Origin of the sequence: Bacillus sp. DX4.1 (genome assembly GCF_030348195.1) — a bacterium.
Taxonomy (GTDB): domain Bacteria; phylum Bacillota; class Bacilli; order Bacillales; family Bacillaceae_G; genus Bacillus_A.
Map to the genome: position 1 here is coordinate 225,992 of NZ_JAUCFT010000006.1, position 21,131 is coordinate 247,122.

Sequence of the window (21,131 nt, forward strand, 5' to 3'; positions counted from 1 at the left end):
CATACTAATAAGTGCAGTTATATAAAGCTGAATGTAACAGACGTTTTATTGCAAAGGTACTAATTCGTAGCCAGCAACGCTTTTAGGAGCAGAAATTGCCCACATTTTCTCGTGATCTGAGCCTGGGTATTGTGCTATCTGTACTTGGAAAGTTGATGTAACTCCATAATAAGAGTTCTTTGGATCTGCACTGTACCAATCACAAGGTCTACCAAATTTATCTCTAAGAATCTCGGTGGTGCCTGTTGCTAAGTTTATTTCCTTCGAATTTACTTTCTGAACGATTAACTTGCTTTTTGATTGGTCGCTAAAATAAATCCATCCAGCATCCTTTGCATTTATATATTTTTTTACTCCTCCTGCCTCAGCATTTGGTCCACCAATCCACATTGACGTGGTAACTGGCGTATTATGTCTTATATATCCATCACTGTTTAATCCATCTGGAGTTTCAAAATTTATAGGTGTACCATAGTACTCATTGCCTTTTGTATCTTTATGTATTTCCGCTGATCCATAATAAGATGCTTTTCTATACTGAATTGCATAATGCCAACCAGCGTACTTCTCATAAGTTACTCCAAATCTATTCTGACCTACAGGTGCTATACGGTCTTTAGGATGAACTCCCACCACGTCCCAGTACTTATTTATTAATATATAGTCTTTATTTGTGGTAATTGGATCACCATAAATATCAAGGATACGATCTTCTTCATCTGCATAAGCAGAACTTGTAGGAAAAATAGTTACTATCAAACTAAAAATTATTGCTAAGAATGTAAGTATAGGTAGTTTTCTTTTAATCAACATGTCTTAATCCCTTCTTATTTTCACTAATGGTTTTACTATCTGCGCGCATCGTCTACTAGTAGATCAGCCTCATCCTAGCTAACAAATCTTTCATTTCTCTTTCATAAATGTTACAAAAGTCTTTCAAAGGTCTGACGTATTTGCTGATGAAACTAGCACACAAAGAAGGAAACCTGCATGTTCATTAGCTTTATAGGCAATCTATTTAATTAAATATATAAATTATATAAAAATATGCAATATTGCATATCGAAATGTATTGATATTAATGTAAGCGCTTACTATAATAAAAACATAAAGATGGACCATATCTTAATACATAAAAAGAGGAGGAAATAACATGGCAATCGCAATGGCAGTTTTAAAATTTGTAGGTGGATTACTTCCATTCGTACAAGAGCTTTTAAAAGCATTTATGTAAGTTTATTATTCCGCAATTATTTATAAAAATTATCATACAAATGATCTGTATATCAAAGATGGATTGATGTGCAGATCATTTGGGTGAGCAAACTTTAAACAAGAAAAAGAATCCCAAAAATCATAAGGGATTCTTTTTCTTTATTTGTAATTATGGCTTTAACATTTTTCTACCGATAATGACGACTTATGTAAACCTACCATGTATGGAATATACATCCAAAATTATGCAACACATTACTTCTTCCAAATGGTACAATGTGGTAAAATCGTTGTTCTAATAGGGGGAAAATCATGCGTATTCGAGGTACATTGGACATTCGGCTCTTAATCATAGGATTGATTCTGTTTACAGGAGGAACCTATGCTTCTCAATGGGAAAACATGGTCGCTCCTGCCACTGCTGCCGCGATTATTGGCGGAGTCCTAATGGGATTAAGTCCAGTCATGCAACTGTTTAAGAAATAAACCTCTTTTTGATGGGAGGGGTTTGCTTTTACTTCCGAAAACGAAGATTATGTAAATAAAAAGGAAAGCCTTATTATACAGGCTTTCCTTTTTATTTAGGTTCTGAATTGATATTAATTAAATCATTACTTATTGATGTATAACCAAGAGCTTGTACATGTATATGATTATGTAGCACTTTACCTTTTATATTCCATTTTAAGGACCATCCATCTGTTCCATCAGTATCATATCCCAGTAGCTTTCTTTCCTTCCATGTAGCTGTACCTGTTGGTACAAGCCAAAACAGCATGGTTTCTGTATTTTTAGCTTTCACGTATATAGTGACTTCCTCAGTTCCCAGCGGAACACTAACCCAGTTATTTATTTCAGGGATATTTGTATATGTCTTTATGATTTGGGGAGTAGGCTCTTGTACCTGTTGTACATTACCTAAATGCAAAGAACTTATAATACTATACAAGATAAAGCAGTTACCAATAAACATAGATCACCTCATTAAGTAGTATGCTCTAAAGGAACTTTCGATAGTCTGAATTATGTGAATGAAAAATCCCTTCAGAAAATCTGAAGGGATTTTTATAGATTTCTAGATAGATTGACTACTGATAAGAGGTGTTATGTAAACCTCACATGTACAAGATATACAGTCCTTTTTATAGTAAGCTTGGATAAAAGGGGGAGAAAGAAGTGGTCGCTATGAATCAAACACAAAAAGTTTGGGAAACTAATTTAATTCAAACAAAGAGAGGGATCTTTGAAGTATTTACAAAAGGAACGGGAGAACCTCTTTGTATTACACATTTGTATTCAGAATTTAATAATAGTGGCGATTATTTTGCTGATACTTTTACAGATACACATCAAGTATTTCTAATAAATTTACGTGGAGTTGGTTGTTCTGAAACCGAAATACACGAAGAACAACTAAGTATGTTAGAAACTGTTAGGGATTTAGATGCTGTAAGAGAATCTTTAGGAATTTCCACATGGTATTTTGCTGGTCATTCTACAGGAGGAATGTTAGGTCTTTTATATGCCATTCACTTCAGTTCTTCCTTAAAGTCATTAATTATTGTCGGATCAGCAGCATCAAAAGATTATGCAATCATAAAAGAAAGTATCTATAACCCAGAACATCCTCAATTTGACTATATGCAAGAGCTAGCTGAAGCTTTAAAGGTTCCAGACATAACCCCTGAACAAAGAAAAAAACTATCAATTAATCGAACAAAGCTATCACTCCACAAACCAGAGAATTATCACACCTATTTCAATAAAAATATCCAAAAACGCATGTCGGCTAAACGTATGAATTACTTCTCTAAGGAGTTTCCTAATTTTGATTTAAGATCTGAATTGCAAAGTATAAATGTTAAAACCTTGGTGATCTGTGGAAACCATGATGTTCAATGCCCTATCCAATGTTCCATAGAAATAAATGAACAAGTTGCTAATTCAACTCTAATTCCCTTTGAAAATAGCAATCATTATCCATTCTTAGAAGAACAAGAGAGATTCATAAATACGATTCATGAGTTTTATATGCAATGATTTCTTAGAGGTGAATAACATGAATTTGGGGTCCTGCCGCATGCCCATCAAGCTAAGGTCTTGAAGTACCCCCTAAACGAAAAAATTGTACATTTCCACCTGGAGATGCCAATTTTCTCGTCTTGGGGTATTTGCTTTTCTTAGCTTGATTGCGATGTGGCGGTACCCCGTTATTACATTTTATAATCAAGAACGTTTTCAAAAAAACTTCACGGCCTTTCCCAGATAGAATATCGGGAAAAGGCCGTGGTATAAAACTCTTTTTATTGTTGTCTACTTGACGGAGAGATGACCACAGGAACTATCAAAGATTCTTCGTCTGTTTAACCTCTTACAGTGAAATGGACGAAAGAAAACATTACAAGATAGACTCCTTAAAAAACAACCATCATATCGTATATCTATACAATGAAAAATTTCAAATAAAAATTTAAATTTATATATACATTAGAATAGATTTATTTTACTAATAATGAATATGTCCCATTTCTATTTTCCTCTTCAAAAAATGCAACTACGTAATACTTCCCAGGTTTCGCTTCAAATTTCCCTTTTATATTATTTCCATCCGTTTGGCCCGTAATGACAGGATTTCCTAAATCTGATTCGTGATATACATCCCATTTTATTCCAATCCCCTGTTCGTCTATAAAAGAAATATCTACTTCTTTTGGAGATGTAACATTGAATGTGTACATATACGCCATATTAGGCATATCCATATTTCCTTTGAAAAGCTTATTAAAACGAATTGCCTTTGCGCTGCCATATCCATGACCTACTGGCTCATCCTTTTTTACGGTAACCGTTGTTTGTCCACGGCCTACTTTTCCTTTATTATCTTTCACTGTTAGCCTTGCAGTATATGTTCCCTCTTTTCCATATACATGAGTAGGATTTGCTTCTGTACTTGTTGTACCATCCCCAAAATCCCAGAGATACGAAACAATTTTTCCACCTATGCTTTCTGTACCATCGCTATGAAACTCAACTTTTTCATTTAACATCTCATTGTATGGTCCATTCATATTTACTTTAATCGTCTGTTTTTCTTCTTCTCCCGTTGCAACACCATGGAATACAACATCGTATTCAAATTGATTGTTCGCATTCACACGATAATTAACAAAATACGCTGTAACTGTTTTGTAGCCGCTCCATTCTTTTTGCGTTAACTGTTCTAAAGATTGATTAATTTGCTTGCTCATCGTTTTCCAATCTTCAGATTCTCCTTTTGTTACGCCGCCTGTATATGTTCCTTCTAATGTAAACGTATCAAAGAATTGAGACTTATGCTTTGTCATTGTTGCATCTTTTATACGTGCCACATTTTCAATTTCTTTCTTTACATCAGCTAGTGGCTTTGGTGCATGTTCAGCTAAATAATCATCGGATACTTGTGGGGTATTATATGTATCTTGATTATCAATTAACTGCTTCATATAGTCTTGGTATTCTTTATTTAAATTTGGATCCTTACTTAAAGCTTCACGATATGCATCGTAATTCTTCACATCATTTGCACGAATTAAATCTTGAATCTTATCGAAAGTTTCAAATTGATGAGTATATAAGTAAGACTGCAGTGCAAAAGAATAATTATAAAAGTCCCATGATCCATATTTCGAAAATAATGTTCGTTCTGCTGTATAACGTTCTGCAGGATTAGATGATAATCCTTTAATTACACTTTTGCGCGGAACAACGTTATTCGTACGAGTAGATCCCGCAAAAAATTCTGCATTTCCTTCATCAAACCAAGTCATACGTTCATTTTGATATAATTCTCCTTGTCCCCATGATCCTGGAACTTCGTATCTTGCCTGTAAATAGTGTGTAAATTCATGACGGAACAATTCTTCTAAAGTATAACTACTTTGCTGCGGTGTACGTTCAAATGTAAAGAACGTTCCTTTTCCTTCAATGTAAATGCCACCATTATTCGTGTCATATCCATATAATTGGCTATTTCGTTTATATTCATATGGATCATTATAAATTACGATTGTCAGTACATCATCAGCTTTCCCTGCTTCTAACGCTGCATCGTTTCCAATTACACGATGATATTGTGCTTTTACTTCTTTAGCAGCCCAATATAGTCTCTTAACCTTTTCTTCTGTTACTTTATCTCCTGTTTTAAATACGATAGAACCGTCATCGAATGTATACGTTTTTGGCAAGTATTGCTGTTGGCCTTCTTCACGTATTTTCTGTAAATCTACTGTATTTCCGTAATAATCTTTTCCACCATAGTTTGTTGAAATTTGCTCTACCGCATTAAAATAAGCTTCACTTAAACGAGGGTACATATGCATTGCTTGTGTAAGTACTTCTAAAGGTTTATTTTGATTACTATGGAATTTCCCTAAACGACCAGTATAATAAACACCATTATTAATTAACCAGCTATTCTCTGTTGTTACATGATTCAGAAGAGCCAGTCGACTGATTTCATTTATGAAACCATCAATTTCCCCATACCATATTGTTTCATCCGCTTTTTTCCTTGTACCATTCAAGTAAGACTGTATATCATCATCAATCCCTTGTATAAGATTATACAAGGCGTCCCCTTTATTCTTGTCACTTACATATGTAGAAATATTATCGTTATATTGTTTTAATATATTTTCTGCATATCGAACTGTTTCAGCATCACAAGAAGCGTTATGAATTAATTTACCATATGTAGATACCACTTTATCTTGTTTATCTGTACCAAGTTTAAAATTCGGATTTCTTCCAATTTCTTTTAATGCAGGTAAGCATTTATCCTGGAAGCTTCGCTCATTTAAGTAGTTTAACTCTTTATTATTAAAGCCTAAATAAAAACCGCAACATAATACTTCAGCAAACGTCTCAATCCCTTTTGTATCATCTTTTGTAAATGTGCTTCCGCGACGACCTAATTCATCAATAATAACCTGTATTCGCTCTTTATTTTGATAAAATACTTTTGTTTCTTGATTAAATTGAGATAAATCTGTAATTTGATCCCAACTAACATTTGCCAATGTATCAATTAATTCGTCATCACTCATTCTATTCAGCTCTGCCACAGAATACTTTTGCTGAAATTGTTTTGCCGCTGCTCGTTTCACGACCGGAGTCGGACGTTGTGAAAAATCGCCTACTTTTAAACGTTCTTCATAAGACAATGTTTCGTCTGCTTTTGTAGAATGTGCAATTTCATCTGTTGAAGTTTCTATCCCAATTGGTTTCTTTTGTAACACATTATAAGGTGTGTTTTCTTCCGCTGATACTTGTGTTTGAATACTTCCAAATGATAAGGCCACTGTACTAATACCGAGCATCATTTGAGTAAATTTTGATTTCTTGTTCATAACATTTCCTCCGTTTAAAAGTTTCATAAAACAACATATTATTATGATAAATTAATATAAAGTAATTCATATTACTTCTTTGCATATTTCTATACACAGGAATACCATATCAAAAAGAACATGATACCTTTTGGTGCAATTTAAACACAAAAAAGCACTCTAATGAGTGTCGAGTGAGTACTTTTTACGGTTTAACCTGAATACGCCAAAGGATAAACATTTTGTACATCATTTGAGCCTTTTATAAAATATTTGATCCTATAGATTTAGTGTGGACAGGTTCATTGTAATAACATAAATCCACAATATTATATCTGTGTGAGAATCTACCAAAGTAATAATAGAGATTTCTATATGCTAGTAATAATGAAACTGAGCTTAATTTTTCTGTTTTTTACTTAAGATGTAAGAGTTAATAAAATACCTACTGGATAATCATATGTTTTTCTTAAATTAGATTTATGCAACCTCTCCCTTTCTTTCATCATTTCTACAAGATTATAAAAAATGAAATTATACTGTACATTGCTTATACTTTTTACTTCAGATTAAAATAAAAACACCTTCGATATGTTTATCTTAGTATATATATATTTCAATTTTATTTCATAAATGTTACAAAAGTCTTTCAAAGATCTGACTTCTTTCCTGATGAAACTAATAATCAAAAAGGGAAACCTGCATGTTCATTATCTTTATAGCTATTTTTTAAGTTATATATATAGATTATTTATTAATATGTAATATTGCATATTAGGGGTCACCTGTAGCTTTATAAATAAGTTTGATTAAAAATACTTCTCAAACCTATATAGTGCGATAAATAAGGTTCTGGTGCAAAAATAAATTATAAAAAAAGTAGGACCTGAATTTCCTACTAAATTACAGATTATGATGCGATACCAAACAATTTATCAATGAAATCTTTTTGATTTTGGGCAGACTTTACCCCTTGATGAAGTTGCTTCTTTTTCATCATATGCATCGCTTCTATGCCACTCAGTATGTAAGTGGCTGTACGAAATGATTTGAATCCTAACATCGAACGCACTCGCTTTTTAATAAATCGATGATCTTGTTCCACGATGTTATTGAGATATTTCACTCGCCTTATTTGGATGCCTACAGGCATCTTTTTTTCATTCTTCAACTCTTCAATTGCTATAGGATAGGCGGGATTCTTATCAATGGTTATCACACGAGGCTGTGAAACATGAAAAGACTGCAAAGCTTTCTTGAAGAAACGCTTTGCAGCCTTGTGATTTCTTGTTTTGCTTAGGTAGAAATCAATGGTGTTTCCTTCTGAATTAACTGCACGATATAAATACATCCACTTTCCTTTGACCTTAATATACGTCTCGTCTACTCGCCAAGAATCATTCGTTTTCTTAAGATGACGACGAACTCTCTTATCTAACTCAGGACCATATTGGTGAACCCAACGCATAATCGTTGTATGAGCAATGGATAAGCCCCGTTCCTCCATCATTTCGACTAAATCACGAAAACTGAGGTTGTACCGTAGGTACCATCTTACCGTTAATAAGATAACATCAGGCTGATAATGTTTCCACTTGAATACATGTTCCTTTGCCATACCGATCACACCTTTTCTAGAGTAATAGGATCAGTATGTCCAAGTGTTAGAGATTACTTACACGTATATTAAAGTTTTTGCACCAGAACCGTAAAATGAGAAATGATATTTTTATGTAAAAGTGAATAATCTGTAGTCGAATTTTAAAATAAACAAGTTAATTAATCTAGCTTGTTTATTTTAGTTTAATATTATGCAATATTTTCATGCAAACGATTGCGTTTTTCGTATATAATGAAAACGGATACATAAGTGTTTTATAAATTTAAAAAAGGGAAAAGGAGAAAAGGGATGAAAAAACAGTTTCAATATTATGGTATTGTCATTTTATCTGTCTTGATGTTATTTGTATCTCTATTAATTCCACAAGCAAGTTTTGCAGCCGTAAATGGAAAAGGAATGAATCCGGATTACAAAGCTTACTTAATGGCACCATTAAAAAAGATTCCGGAAGTAACAAATTGGGAGACATTTGAAAATGATTTAAGGTGGGCAAAACAAAATGGTTTTTATGCTATTACTGTTGATTTTTGGTGGGGAGATATGGAAAAGAACGGGGATCAGCAATTTGATTTTTCATACGCACAGCGTTTTGCTCAATCAGTAAGAAATGCAGGTATGAAAATGATACCTATTATTTCTACACATCAGTGTGGTGGAAATGTTAGCGATGATTGTAATACACCAATTCCTTCATGGGTTTGGAATCAAAAAAATGATGATAGTCTTTACTTTAAATCTGAAACCGGAACCGTTAATAAAGAAACATTGAATCCACTTGCTTCAGATGTAATTCAAAAGGAATATGGTGAACTATATACGGCATTCGCAGTAGCTATGAAACCGTATAAAGATGTAATCGCAAAGATATACTTATCTGGGGGACCAGCTGGAGAGCTGAGATATCCTTCCTACACATCTGCTGATGGAAGCAGTTATCCATCACGTGGAAAGTTTCAAGCCTATACAGAATTTGCAAAATCAAAATTCCGTTCCTGGGTATTAAATAAATATGATTCCTTAAATGAAGTGAACAAAGAGTGGAGTACAAAACTTACTTCTGTTTCAGAAATTTTACCACCAAGTGATGGGGAACTGTTTCTAAAGAATGGATATAACTCTTCATATGGAAAAGATTATTTAGAATGGTATCAAGGTGTTTTAGAAAGTCATACAAAATTAATTGGTGAATTGGCACACGATGCCTTTGATCCAAGTTTTCAAGTACCAATCGGCGCAAAGATTGCAGGAGTACATTGGCAATATAATAATCCGGTTATACCTCACGGGGCAGAAAAGCCAGCAGGGTATAATAATTATAGCCATTTACTTGATGCTTTCAAAAGCGCAAAGTTAGATGTAACATTTACTTGTCTAGAAATGACAGACAAAGGTAGTTATCCAGAATATTCAATGCCTAGAACATTAGTACAAGAAATTGCAACATTAGCTAATCAAAAGGGAATTGTATTAAATGGTGAAAATGCTTTAAGTTTAGGAAATGAGGCAGAGTATAACAGAGTTGCAGAAATGGCTTTTAATTATAATTTTGCTGGATTTACGTTACTTCGTTATCAAGATGTAATGTATAACAATTCATTAATGGAGAAATTTAAGGATTTATTAGGTGTGACTCCTGTTATGCAAACGATTGTAGTAAAAAATGCTCCTACAACAATAGGAGATACTGTTTATATTACTGGGAATCGTGCGGAATTAGGAAGTTGGGACACGAAACAGTATCCAATTCAATTATATTATGATTCTCATAGTAATGATTGGAGAGGAAATGTTGTGTTGCCAGCTGAAAGAAATATAGAATTTAAAGCATTTATTAAAAGTAAAGATGGAACGGTCAAATCATGGCAAACCATACCACAAAGTTGGAATCCAGTCCCACTGAAGACTACCTCTCATATAAGTCGGTGGTAATTATATTATGTAAACAAAAAAGATCCTTTAATATGTGATAAAGGATCTTTTTTGTTTTTGAAGGAAAAATAAATCTTAAAAAATGTCACATTCCTCTTTCTAGTTCTGTTGCAAAGTTTCCGAAGACATAAAGAGATGGGGAATATTGCAACAGAACCTGTGAGGTGCATGAAAATACAAAGAGGGAAAAGAATGATAAACATTCTTTTCCCTTTTTACCTACTGAAACTTTCATGCTCATTAGCTTTTCGGTATATCGAAAAATGCTGTAGAATTTCTCTTTTCGATTATAGTAATAAAACCAGCTTATGTTATATGAAATATTGCATATTAAAATTTATTGATATATATGTAAACGCTGACTATAATAAGGGTATAAAGATTTACAACATCTTACTATACAAAATAAGAGGAGGAAATAATATGGCAATCGCAATGGCAGTTTTAAAATTTTTAGGTGGAATCATCCCGTTCGTAGCAGAGCTTTTAAAAGCAGTAATGTAAGTTCATTATCTTACTATACAAAATAGGAGGAGGAAATAATATGGCAATCGCAATGGCAGTTTTATCATTCTTAGGTGCAATAATCCCATTAGTAGGAGAGCTTTTAAAAGCAGTAATGTAAGTTCATTATTCCGCAATTGCAATTATATGTAAAAAAATATCATACAAATGATCTGTATATCAAGAATGAATTGATGTGCAGATCATTTGTGTGAGCAAACTTTAAACAAGAAAAAGAATCCCAGAAATCATAAGGGATTCTTTTTCTTTATGTAATTACGGCATTAACATTTTTGGTTCTGGTGCAAAAACTCCAAGATTCCTGCAAGCAGTCTCCTAAACTTGGACATACTGATAGTATGACTCTAAAAGGCATACGGCAACGATTCAAGGAATAACCCGCCACATCTGAAAAATTTTCCAATTTAACTTTGGTACAAGTCATTTGAAGCACTTTCACCTTAGGAAAATCAATAAATAGTCCGCCATCCCAATAGAGTGTACTCAATTGGGACGAATAGTCTTAGATTTTCAATAGATACCACATTAAAAACAGTTCAATTAGAGTATTTTCACTTCAAAAAAAGTAAGAAAAATACAGAAATTCTATTTTTTACAGATGTGGCGGGTCAGTATACGAATCGTTTCCGTATCCCATATACCAATACAAAACCCAACATAATTGATATTATGTTGGGTTTTATTCGTGCAAAATTACTTAGTAATAATTGTCTCTTTGTAAAATTAATTAATTTTATTAATTATCTTTCCGTTTTTATCAATTTTAAGCTCCCACAATTCTTTTGACATTTTTGTTTCTTCTTTTAATTGTAGTTTTATAGCATACACATCATAAGTTTCATTGCGTTGTACATTCTCTAATTTTCCATTTGTAATAAGTTTACCTTTTGAGATTGTTGTATAAACTTTTTGAGATAATGCTTGTAATTCTTGCTGGCTTAATTTATTTATGTCTTTTCCTATATTATCTTCTGAAAAAGACATTGGCAGAAAGGAACTTTGAGTATAAAGTTGATATAAAAAATTTTGTACAGCCCTTTCATTCGAATCTTCTATTGATTTCTTTATGTTTTTCTTTTCTTCAGGTGTATACTCTTGTTTCTCTAACATAATTTCTGCTTGCTCTTCATTTAGTTTATCGCTATCGTTCTTCTTTTGTTCCTCTACAACCGCTTGCTCTTTAGTTGGTTTATCACTATCGTTCTTTTTTGTTCCTCTACAACCGCCTGCTCTTCAGTTGGTTTATCACTATCGTTCTTTTTTTGTTCCTCTACAACCGCTTGCTCTTTAGTTGGTTTATCACTATCGTTCTTTTTTTGCTCTGAATTTTGACTCTTCACAGCCGTTTGCTCTTCAGTTGAAATTTTACCTGATTCCGCATACACCTTATCCATTTTACTCAAGTTCAAATCTTTATCAGAGATTAACTTGAAGATACTGCACATTGTGATAACAAATACTGTACTCCATACTATTAAAGTTTTTCTTTTCATAAAAAAACATCCTTTTCATAATACGTGATAAAACAACACTATCTACATAGCTAAACATTTAGATAGTGTTGTTAATATTAAGCTATTAAATAAATCTAAAATCTGCGAGACCTATAAATCTAATATTTTTGAATTTATGTTTCTCAATAATCTTCTTAACTCTTTCCGTTACAATAATGACCCCAAACCAATTCCTAAAGAAAAATATATCTGAGCCGTCCCATTCTTTTATATTGACACTTAATCCTTCTATAGAACGTCTATCCCCTGCGATTTTCCCACAATACTGACATTTTTTAATCTGTTTACCTTCACTATTGCATATATAACCACCATCACCATGGACAACCAATTCTTTTAATGTTTCCATATGCTCCATTGGTAGTTTCATAAAAGGTAATACTTCTTCCTGCAAACCAATAGGTTCAAGTGAAAATCCTGTTATTGAATTTTCTAGTAATACCTTCTGTATATTATCATTGATAAACGTATATTGAGGTATAGTATAAAAATCGGCCATTCTCTTTCCTTGAAAATAGATCTGCAGAGGATGCGTTTTTACTCTTAAGACACCACCACATATTTCACAAACTTCTATATTAAAACGATTATTACCTTCTATAGGTTCTGCAAAGTTAGAGTAAGTTTCTCTCATTATATAAAATTTCAATATAATCACTTCCTATTATTTTTTTGGCTTAGCTTGATACGATTTCATCCCAGCCTTTTCAACCATGTACTCTAGAGTCTTTTCTATAGTTGTCATTTGATTTCCATAAATTAAAAAGTGAATTTGATTAGCAAACAATACAAAGTGGTAATTAATTAGAGGTGGCGCAATTCGCTGCTTTTTTATTTTGCATAGAAAAAAGGAACCGTTATAGATTCCTTTTCACAGTGCGACATTATACTTATTAATTTTTTGTTTAACATCCACAAAAGCTAAGAAGGATGCAATAGTACAAATACCGGATTAACCCCCTAATTTTGGACACATACTACTCTTAACTCGTTATTTCATAGAATTACTCAATATTTCATTTGAGGTAAGAAAATTCTCTCACCTCAAACCCGCACTTCGTTAATTTTTAACTTTTCTTTTTGAATGCGTTGATAGAAATCGCTTGGTGATAAGTCTAAAATACTGGAATGGATTCGACGATTATTGTAAAAATCCATGTACTTAGCTACTTCACCATAAGCTTCCGCATAAGATCCAAACACGAATCTTCTTAAACATTCATACTCTAGTAAACGATGAAATGACTCGATATGGGCATTCATATTTGGTGTTCTCGGTGGAATCCGTTCGTGCTCAATTTGGAATGTTTCACATGCCTTCTGAAATGTTAATGAAATAAATTGTGGGCCGTTATCTGTTCGAATAACTGGCTTTGATCCTTCATCAAACTGTTGCCGTTTAAACAAAGCACGTTGAACGAGCTGACCAGCGTCACAGCCAGTGCACTGTAAACCAATATGATAATCAATAATGGAACGATCATATACATCGATAAGGGACAGGATAAAAAAGAAACGCTCTTCGCCTTCAATATACCCGTATTTGATATCTGTTTCCCAAAGCTGATTAGCCCCCGTGATGATTCTGTTCCGCGAAAGTTTCCTTGGATATCGAAGCTTTATTTCTCGTTGCGGTTGTAAGATATCAAGTTCTTTACACAACCGATACACTTTCTTTTTGTTAATCTTTAATTCATATATTTTTTGAAGGAGAAGACATAACTTTCGATAGCCATAGATACCAGCTTCACCGGAAATTAGCTCCATCAACCATTCCTGTATTTGCTCATCGGGTATCTTTTTTCCTTTCCTAGTACATGAATAACCTGGAATTGGTCGCCCCTCACTCACAGATTTTTCTTCTCTTTTACGCTGATAATAGTACGTAGAAGGGGAAACCCCTAAAATCTTTAAGACTTTACGCACAGAATAGCCTTTCGCAATCCACTCGTCCGCTACTTCAAGCGTTTCAGTAAGTGAGGGTTCTTCTTTTTTAGCACGTCACGAAGAATAGAAATTTCTAGGTCTTTTTCGCCTAATAACTTTTTAAGCTGGTCGTTTTCTGCCTCTAGTTGTTTAAGTTCTGAAGGGGAAACTCCTTCTTGAACACTGGAAGTATTTAAAGATCTGCTTTCTTGAAAAGCTTTCACCCATTTGCTTACAAGGTTAGGACTAAGTTCATAACGCCTTGCCACTAAAGCTCTATTTCCGGTATCAATCACCTCTTGTACCACCTGTTGTTTGAATTCTGCAGAATGTTTTCTTCTTTGCATCAAAAAGCCCCCCTTCATTTTTGGCTACCTTAAGTATAAAACCACTCTTAACAGGTGTCCAAATTCATTAGGGGGCTAAATAGGTTATATTAGAAAAAATCCCAACATAATTGATATTATGTTGGGTTCTATATTTAGTAAAATTAATTAATCTTCTTCATAAAAATTATCCACGGACTCTTGTAAACAATCTAATAAGTAGCTATAAAAATTATTATAGGTGATTTTATAGAGTTCTTTAGTAAAACGGCTCCATAAAATGACTGGACATTCCTTATTATTCATTTGATTTACATCTAGGCAAGTCACTGTACCATCTATATCATTGAGCACAACATAATTTAAAGATAAATTATACTGCTCTCTATACATATTGGTATGATACACAACTGAGGAGTCTTCAAACGTATCTTCACACCCATAAATCTCCATACCAGCAAGTCCTCCACTACCATATGTATTTAAAAACCAACGATAGCTTTTTGGGAATTTTACCTTCAATAGCTTTTCAGCATTTTGAATAAAATCATCATTTATTCCACCTAGAAAATCATCTTCTTTTTGATAAGTATTAATAATTTCTGTAATTTGTTCTTGCATTATTTCACTTTCTTCCGAAAATTTTTCACACACTTTCCATTCATAATATATCATATTGGTTTTTAAAGTTATCGAATATGTTTGGATTGTTAATCCTCATAATCTTCAATTGCTATTTCTAATCTATCTAAAAAGAATTCATAAAAATTATTGTATTTAACATAGGGTCTTTTACTTACAAAGTCCCAAGATAAAACTGGGCATTCACCCTCTATTAAATTCCCAGTATCTAAGCAGTATACATATTCATCCAAATCATATATAACTACGTATTCTTCAGGCATTCCCATGGTACGATATGATTTTGTATTAGAAATTAGTGTTGAGGTTTCTAAGCTTTTTCCACCAGTTATGTCAATTCCTAAGACTCCACCACCACCATATTGATGTAAGAACCAACGATAGCTCTCAGGAAATCTACAATTTAAGTGCTGTTCATATTTGCAAATTAATTCCTCATCAATCCCACCAAAAAAATCTCCAGGTTCTTCAAATTGTTTTGTTAATCTGGAAATTATGTCTTTCATGATTGTAGTCTCCTTATAATATTTATTTTTGAAATTCTCTAGCCCTCATTTTCCAGTAATGATCTCTAAAGCGATCATACTGGGCATCTAATACCTCATCATTTCTAAAGCTGTCTCCATTTTCAATTGTACCATGTAATTGTTTAGAGTATTTTTGATGTGTACTTTTTGGTATTTCAACCATTGATCCTGGTTCTCCTTGTGTTGTAGGGGTACGGAAACGGAAACATTCGTATACTGACCCGCCACATCGCTATCAAGCTAAGAAAATACAACTACCCCTTGTACGCTAACATGATTTTTCGTTCCTTCTATGGTTTGTACTTTATATTTCTTACTATTTCAGAGAAAATGATATGTAGGACATATACCATCCATTTAAATAGGAGGAAACACGAAATGAAATGTTATCAATTGCACTTGGAATTAGTGGGATGCCCTTTTCCCTATTTGGAGACGAGTTATCCTACCAACAGATTTATTCTTTGATGATTTGCATGATGTGATTCAATGCTTATTTCAGTGGCAACACCAACATTTATTTGAATTTACTGTGGGGAAATATGTAATCTCCTCCCCACCTGATCCAAGCATTTCCTTTCATACATTGGCAATGACTACTTCGTCTCCTATGTTACATGCAGATAAAACCATGCTACACCAACATATTGGAAAAACGGATCAGGCTTTTCAGTATGTATATGACTTTGGAGATCATTGGCTGTTACAGATTCAAGTTGAAAATATACTCGATCAACCTTCTGATGAAATAAAATGTATAGGAGGAGAAAATGCGGCACCATTAGAGGATATTGGGGGCATTCCAGGGTATATTGAATTTTTAGAAGCGATAAAAGATTCTTTACACCCACAACACAAAATCTACGCAGAATGGGATTTATTAGATTTTGATTCATCTTTCTTTGATATATACGAAATTAATAAGGGATTATCCTATTGTGATTAAGTGATAAATGAATGCTAGTTTGTTTATGTAAATTCGAAAAAGGAACTGATTTTTTGACACTCAAAAAATCAGTTCCTTTTTCATGTCCAGAAAATTTATGTTTATGAACAGAGGATAAAACTCAATAATATCAACGTTTTCTAGCTATAATCATGTTCATAAATTTTGTAAACAATTCAATGTTCAATTAATCTTTGGTTTATATCTTTCTGAACATGTATTTATCTAAAAAAACGCTGTCAGGGTAAGGATTTGTAGTCCTTAGCGTACAATTTTCCCGAAATGATATAGTGACCCCACCAAAAGAATAGCGTTTTTTTTATTATTTAAATATGATTTCATCTAAATTTAATCGAGATACCCCCTACAAAAGTAGTAGAATTTTTATTTGAATTTGCTACCTCAGTTAGATTTATCATATTTTAATTTCGATATAATAGTAAATAGATATATCGGACATGGAGGTACATTACAATGATTACACATATTTCAGATCTAGAATTACAGACACTTTCTTTAGAGGGGGTAAAGCAGGTCTATCGAGATATACTATGTTTTCCAATAAAAAGTGAGACTAAATCATTTGTTCAATTCCAAATAACCCCTTATACAACAATTAGTTTTCGAGAGGTGTTAGAACCAATCACATCAGCCCATTTTGCTTTTCAAGTTCCAATGTCTATTTTTCAAAATATTGTTCCTTGGTTACTTCAATCAGGTATACAAATTTAAAAGATAAAAATGGAGATTATATCATTCATAATACTAAACAAAGTAGGTCGTTATATTTTAAAGATGGCGATGGAAATATACTTGAAGTCATATCACATGATTATATTGAAGAGGGAATTCTAAATCCAGTGGGAAAGTTACAAGTTATATATCTAAGAGAAATAGGTTTCCCTGTTGAATCTGTACCGGTGTTTCGTGATTGGCTAAAGCAAACATTACAGATGAGGACGTTAGAAGATCAAGATATATTTAATCTAGTTATAGGAGGGACCGCTCATGCTGTGGTTGTTAGTAAAGGAAGACCCTGGATTCCTATTGGTATGAGGGCATTACCACCTAAAATGCATGTCTCCTTTGGAACAACAAACCTCTCTTTTTTACAAGAGATTCAAAGTAATCTTCGTCAAAGCAATGTACAATTTCATTCTAATACTAACGAAATATCATTTATACGAGAAGGGTATTCGTTTTCGATACGCCATACCCAAAATTTCAAAGTCGATATTCCCAAAAAATTAAAATTACCACTTTCGATTTAAAGAAATAGAAAGCCAAATAATATAAAACAGTTTAAGAAAAACATGACCACCCGCTAATCTATGGGTGGTCTTTTTGCTACCAAAAAATAAGCATAAACAAACTTAATCGATGAAAATATCGTTGTGGGGATGTAAATTCATATAAGCTTGATGGTAAACGTCAAGTAACTCCAAAATATACAACAAAGGTTGATTTTAGAGTTACTTTTTGTTTTCTTCACTTTTTTTCGGTACTTTGCAACTAGATGGTAAATCCATTGACCACGGTAAGACTTTATCAATTTCCTCTTTATTGTTTAAATCGATATTTGGGAGCGTTTCAAACAAATATAGAAGATAATGATAGGGACTTAAATTGTTCTCTTTTTCGGTTTCAACCACATTATACATGATGGCACTTCCTCTAGCACCTCTCGGTGTATTTGAGAACATCCAATTTTTTCTCCCGATCACAAATGGTTTAATAGAACGTTCACTTCTGTTGTTATCGATTTCTAAACGACCGTCTAATAAAAAAGCTTCAACAGAGTAGAAACATGATTCCTCCCAAAAAAAACTAGCGACTATAAATCACTAGTTCAGATTGTCTTGAAGTTATTTTTCTTTCTTCTTTTTAAATGCCAAAACATAAAATAATATTGGGATTAAAAAATATGCCAATAACTGTCCCTTTCCATAAGGACCGCCCTTAATATCTCCTCCTGCTAGCTGCATAATAGATGATATTGTAAACAAAATTGCTACAACTAATGCCCATTTACGTTGAATTAATTTATTATTCATTTTTCTTCACTTGCTTTCATAAAATATTTTTTTCATACAATACCCATTATGGTAGTAATACCTATATTAATTAGGGTTTATTTCGTATGCGAATTTTTAAATAATCTACACTGATCCCCTATAAAAAGCAAAAAAACTCCCCTAAAAATTTCCTAATGCAGTCTTAGCTTGATAGTGATGTGGTTGTGCCCCCAAGTATATTGTATTTCAATCCAATTACTATTTTACCATATTTAACTATATTGTTGTTAAGAAAGGTGAATTAAATCAGTATTTTATATTTCTCAAAATAAAAGCACCCTTTCGAGTGTTCCGACTTGAACCACTTTAATTTTATTAAAAATCGCTTGGGGCATCGATTGATGTGGATTTAAAATAAAGTCACGATGTTTCTAAAAAAGATGCGATGTTTTGAAGAAACTCGCGATGTTTTATTTTTTCAATTAAAGAATTCTAAATGTGTTTTGATTAAACTTTTTTATAAAACTAAATTTGGGTGTTTTTGCCCAAATCCCCGAAAAGGGGGAATTAGCTTAATTAATTAAAAAATTATACTCTGTGTCAAAAAGTACACTTTATGACACAGCTAAAAATCTAGACTTTTTCATTTCAAAAATACAACTTAAACACATTTGAAATATGTCAATACAATTGTACATGTTTTGAAACACGTATTCTTAAAAGTAACCCAAAGTCTTTATTTATGAGGACTTTTTACAATGCGTTTTTCTTATTCCCCCTTTTCGAGGGGATGGGCAAAAACACCCTATATAATTTATTTCCTTGCTTGGATTAAAGTGAACCAATTATTTCCGTTTAGCTTTCCAGAAACTCTGTATACTGGCTGGTAGAAACCTTTCGTGTCATACATATACGAAAGCTCAATTAATTCAATATCAATATGGTCGCCTTTTTTTATAATAAGTTCTTCTTCCTTTACCAGTGCATTATATTTTATTTGGGGAAATTCTCCATTCTTTATTCGCTCATACACCTCTGCAGTAGACAAGATGTTCACGTCCCGTATAAATTGATTTTTATTAAGATTATACGTTAACGAATAAACACTGCCATCTGGTTTAAGACCAAGACCTATATCTCCACTCCAATAATCAATGTTTAATTTAGGACTATCCGGAAGGCTCCATTCAAATTCTCCACTCTCCAATACAGAAAATTCAGCATATTGGAGTGGTATTGAAAATTCGCCCATAATTACCTTCGCCTTTTCAAGCATTGGATCTTGCTCAGCCAATGAAGTTTGCTCTGGCGTATAATTGTTCTGCGTTAATGACCAATGCCCCTCTGAACTTATAAACAACGTGTATTGGGCCCCGGCTTTGTCTTCCAATAGAATCTCACGATCGCCATTAAAAACCTGTGTATTCAACTCTGATAAACCTAATTTTTGTTGCAGCAGGGCTTCAACTCCATCATGATTAATGATTTTCTTATATACTGGGGCAACTGTGGGTAATGAATTTAATTCCAATGAAGTTGATAAATGTACATCTGGCATATTCGATTTCGTATAGGCGTTTATTGCTAGATGACCAAACTCCTGTTGGGCGTAGACAATATTCATACCAATAAAAATCAAACCCATCAAGAGAGGTATTGCAAGGTTTCCAATCAGACTTTTCATTTTTACTTTTTTGTGATGAGCAATAGAAGCCCCTTGTCTGTATAACTGGTATCCAATAATACCACCAAGTAAGTTGTTAATTAAATCATCAAGCTCAAAAATCCCTGCTCCTGAAAGTGTCTGATATGTTTCAATAGATACGGTTGTACTTACAACTACAAGAAGAAGCCACTTAAACTCTTTAAATTTAGGGATAATTAAAGGCAACAAAATTCCCAGTGGAACAAACATTAATATATTAAAGATACAATTCTGGAGATCACGTAAAGAGTATTTTTTCCACGCGTCAACATAACCACTGAACGGATGAAGGTTCATCTGCAGGTAATGGGAAGTTCCACGGCCAATAATAGTTAGCTCAAACACAAAAACAATATATCCGATGAAGACTGCGCCAAGAATATGCTTCATTATGTGAATCTGTTTTTTTCGTTCTGATTGTTGTTTTCTATAATAAAGGAAATAATATAGTGCGATAATTAAGAACTCGATTCCAATAATTATTATTACTGGCAACATTAAATCACGAATATTGCTAAAAATTTCTGTAATACCCAAGGTAGAGATTCTCCTAACTATTTTTTCTGATGATTTTCAAACGCTACATGTAAAGAGAGAAAAGTAAGGAAAGATAAAGTAGTTTCGTTCCAAATCCGATAAAAATTCATGCTGCCTTCTCGCTTTAATGCCTTTTAGCCTCGTTGACCGACCTAACGAGGAAACGTCTTGTATCTTTAACTACGGTTGATAGTCTGCACCGATTCCTGTCCCGCGACCTTCTTTAAGCCACTTTTCAACTTCAGATGTTCTTCTTCTTTAGACATAAAAACACCCCTTTAGACAATCTTATCCAAAGGGGTAAAACGGTGCAACTTTTTTATAAACAGTTAATCTT

General features: G+C 33.1%; 17 protein-coding genes and 5 pseudogenes. 6 read left to right on the forward strand and 16 right to left on the reverse strand.

All coding sequences use genetic code 11. The features are described from left to right. Nucleotides 1-45: 45 nt before the first annotated feature. Entirely contained in the window at nucleotides 46-813 is a 768-nt protein-coding gene (locus tag QUF99_RS01265) for a hypothetical protein (RefSeq protein ID WP_289368224.1), read from the reverse strand. A gap of 234 nt (nucleotides 814-1,047) precedes the next feature. Here QUF99_RS01265 and QUF99_RS28395 point away from each other — a divergent pair. Both QUF99_RS28395 and QUF99_RS01270 read left to right on the forward strand, forming a co-directional pair. Next, nucleotides 1,048-1,234 (forward strand): annotated as a pseudogene (locus QUF99_RS28395) (hypothetical protein). Between the two features lie 293 nt (nucleotides 1,235-1,527). Continuing rightward, nucleotides 1,528-1,701 (forward strand): hypothetical protein, encoded by a 174-nt coding sequence (locus tag QUF99_RS01270; protein WP_289368226.1) that lies wholly within the window; start codon nucleotides 1,528-1,530, stop codon nucleotides 1,699-1,701. A gap of 91 nt (nucleotides 1,702-1,792) precedes the next feature. Here the strand turns inward: QUF99_RS01270 and QUF99_RS01275 are convergent, their stop codons facing one another. After that, nucleotides 1,793-2,188, reverse strand: coding sequence for a hypothetical protein (locus QUF99_RS01275; protein ID WP_289368228.1), 396 nt, complete (start codon nucleotides 2,186-2,188; stop codon nucleotides 1,793-1,795). A gap of 212 nt (nucleotides 2,189-2,400) precedes the next feature. Between QUF99_RS01275 and QUF99_RS01280 the strand changes: the two genes are divergently transcribed. Beyond that, nucleotides 2,401-3,255 (forward strand): alpha/beta fold hydrolase, encoded by an 855-nt coding sequence (locus QUF99_RS01280; RefSeq protein WP_289368229.1) that lies wholly within the window; start codon nucleotides 2,401-2,403, stop codon nucleotides 3,253-3,255. Between the two features lie 458 nt (nucleotides 3,256-3,713). Here the strand turns inward: QUF99_RS01280 and colA are convergent, their stop codons facing one another. Continuing rightward, on the reverse strand, nucleotides 3,714-6,602 hold the full coding sequence (gene colA, locus QUF99_RS01285) for a collagenase ColA (RefSeq protein WP_289368243.1): 2,889 nt from the start codon (nucleotides 6,600-6,602) through the stop codon (nucleotides 3,714-3,716). Between the two features lie 889 nt (nucleotides 6,603-7,491). Continuing rightward, a complete protein-coding gene (locus tag QUF99_RS01290; protein WP_289368244.1) occupies nucleotides 7,492-8,199 on the reverse strand; it encodes an IS6 family transposase in 708 nt (235 codons plus the stop codon). 291 nt (nucleotides 8,200-8,490) lie between these two features. On the opposite strand from QUF99_RS01290, the gene QUF99_RS01295 reads away from it, so the two are divergent. Then, complete coding sequence (locus QUF99_RS01295) at nucleotides 8,491-10,131, forward strand: family 14 glycosylhydrolase (RefSeq protein WP_289368014.1); 1,641 nt, start codon at nucleotides 8,491-8,493, stop codon at nucleotides 10,129-10,131. A 1,248-nt stretch (nucleotides 10,132-11,379) separates the two neighbouring features. On the opposite strand, the gene QUF99_RS01300 is transcribed toward QUF99_RS01295, so the two are convergent. The 8 genes and pseudogenes from QUF99_RS01300 to QUF99_RS01335 all read right to left on the reverse strand — a co-directional run. Then, nucleotides 11,380-11,766 carry a hypothetical protein gene (locus tag QUF99_RS01300; RefSeq protein WP_289368245.1) on the reverse strand — a complete coding sequence of 129 codons (387 nt, stop codon included), beginning with the start codon at nucleotides 11,764-11,766 and terminating at the stop codon, nucleotides 11,380-11,382. 53 nt (nucleotides 11,767-11,819) lie between these two features. After that, entirely contained in the window at nucleotides 11,820-12,149 is a 330-nt protein-coding gene (locus tag QUF99_RS01305) for a hypothetical protein (protein WP_289368246.1), read from the reverse strand. An 85-nt stretch (nucleotides 12,150-12,234) separates the two neighbouring features. Next, nucleotides 12,235-12,819, reverse strand: a complete 585-nt coding sequence (locus tag QUF99_RS01310; RefSeq protein ID WP_289368248.1) for a hypothetical protein — start codon at nucleotides 12,817-12,819, stop codon at nucleotides 12,235-12,237. 395 nt (nucleotides 12,820-13,214) lie between these two features. After that, complete coding sequence (locus tag QUF99_RS01315; protein ID WP_289368378.1) at nucleotides 13,215-14,114, reverse strand: IS3 family transposase; 900 nt, start codon at nucleotides 14,112-14,114, stop codon at nucleotides 13,215-13,217. Between the two features lie 11 nt (nucleotides 14,115-14,125). Beyond that, entirely contained in the window at nucleotides 14,126-14,443 is a 318-nt protein-coding gene (locus tag QUF99_RS01320) for a transposase (RefSeq protein WP_289368250.1), read from the reverse strand. A gap of 147 nt (nucleotides 14,444-14,590) precedes the next feature. Next, nucleotides 14,591-15,043, reverse strand: a complete 453-nt coding sequence (locus QUF99_RS01325) for an SMI1/KNR4 family protein (RefSeq protein ID WP_289368251.1) — start codon at nucleotides 15,041-15,043, stop codon at nucleotides 14,591-14,593. A gap of 89 nt (nucleotides 15,044-15,132) precedes the next feature. After that, entirely contained in the window at nucleotides 15,133-15,570 is a 438-nt protein-coding gene (locus QUF99_RS01330; protein ID WP_289368254.1) for an SMI1/KNR4 family protein, read from the reverse strand. A gap of 22 nt (nucleotides 15,571-15,592) precedes the next feature. Then, nucleotides 15,593-15,763, reverse strand: a pseudogene (locus QUF99_RS01335) (HNH/ENDO VII family nuclease); the annotation flags it as partial. Nucleotides 15,764-16,072: 309 nt separating this feature from the next. On the opposite strand from QUF99_RS01335, the gene QUF99_RS01340 reads away from it, so the two are divergent. Together QUF99_RS01340 and QUF99_RS01345 are read left to right on the forward strand one after the other, a co-directional pair. After that, entirely contained in the window at nucleotides 16,073-16,537 is a 465-nt protein-coding gene (locus QUF99_RS01340) for a plasmid pRiA4b ORF-3 family protein (RefSeq protein WP_289368256.1), read from the forward strand. Between the two features lie 474 nt (nucleotides 16,538-17,011). Beyond that, nucleotides 17,012-17,808, forward strand: a pseudogene (locus QUF99_RS01345) (VOC family protein). 201 nt (nucleotides 17,809-18,009) lie between these two features. Here QUF99_RS01345 and QUF99_RS01350 read toward each other — a convergent pair. The 4 genes and pseudogenes from QUF99_RS01350 to QUF99_RS28405 form a co-directional block, all read right to left on the reverse strand. Next, nucleotides 18,010-18,333 (reverse strand): annotated as a pseudogene (locus QUF99_RS01350) (IS66 family transposase); the annotation flags it as partial. A 69-nt stretch (nucleotides 18,334-18,402) separates the two neighbouring features. Continuing rightward, the gene (locus QUF99_RS01355) at nucleotides 18,403-18,591 is read right to left on the reverse strand and encodes a hypothetical protein (protein WP_003202969.1); all 189 of its coding nucleotides are present in this window, start codon (nucleotides 18,589-18,591) and stop codon (nucleotides 18,403-18,405) included. A 775-nt stretch (nucleotides 18,592-19,366) separates the two neighbouring features. Further along, nucleotides 19,367-20,794, reverse strand: coding sequence for a VanZ family protein (locus QUF99_RS01360; RefSeq protein ID WP_289368258.1), 1,428 nt, complete (start codon nucleotides 20,792-20,794; stop codon nucleotides 19,367-19,369). A 39-nt stretch (nucleotides 20,795-20,833) separates the two neighbouring features. Then, nucleotides 20,834-21,052 (reverse strand): annotated as a pseudogene (locus QUF99_RS28405) (hypothetical protein); the annotation flags it as partial. Nucleotides 21,053-21,131: the final 79 nt, after the last annotated feature.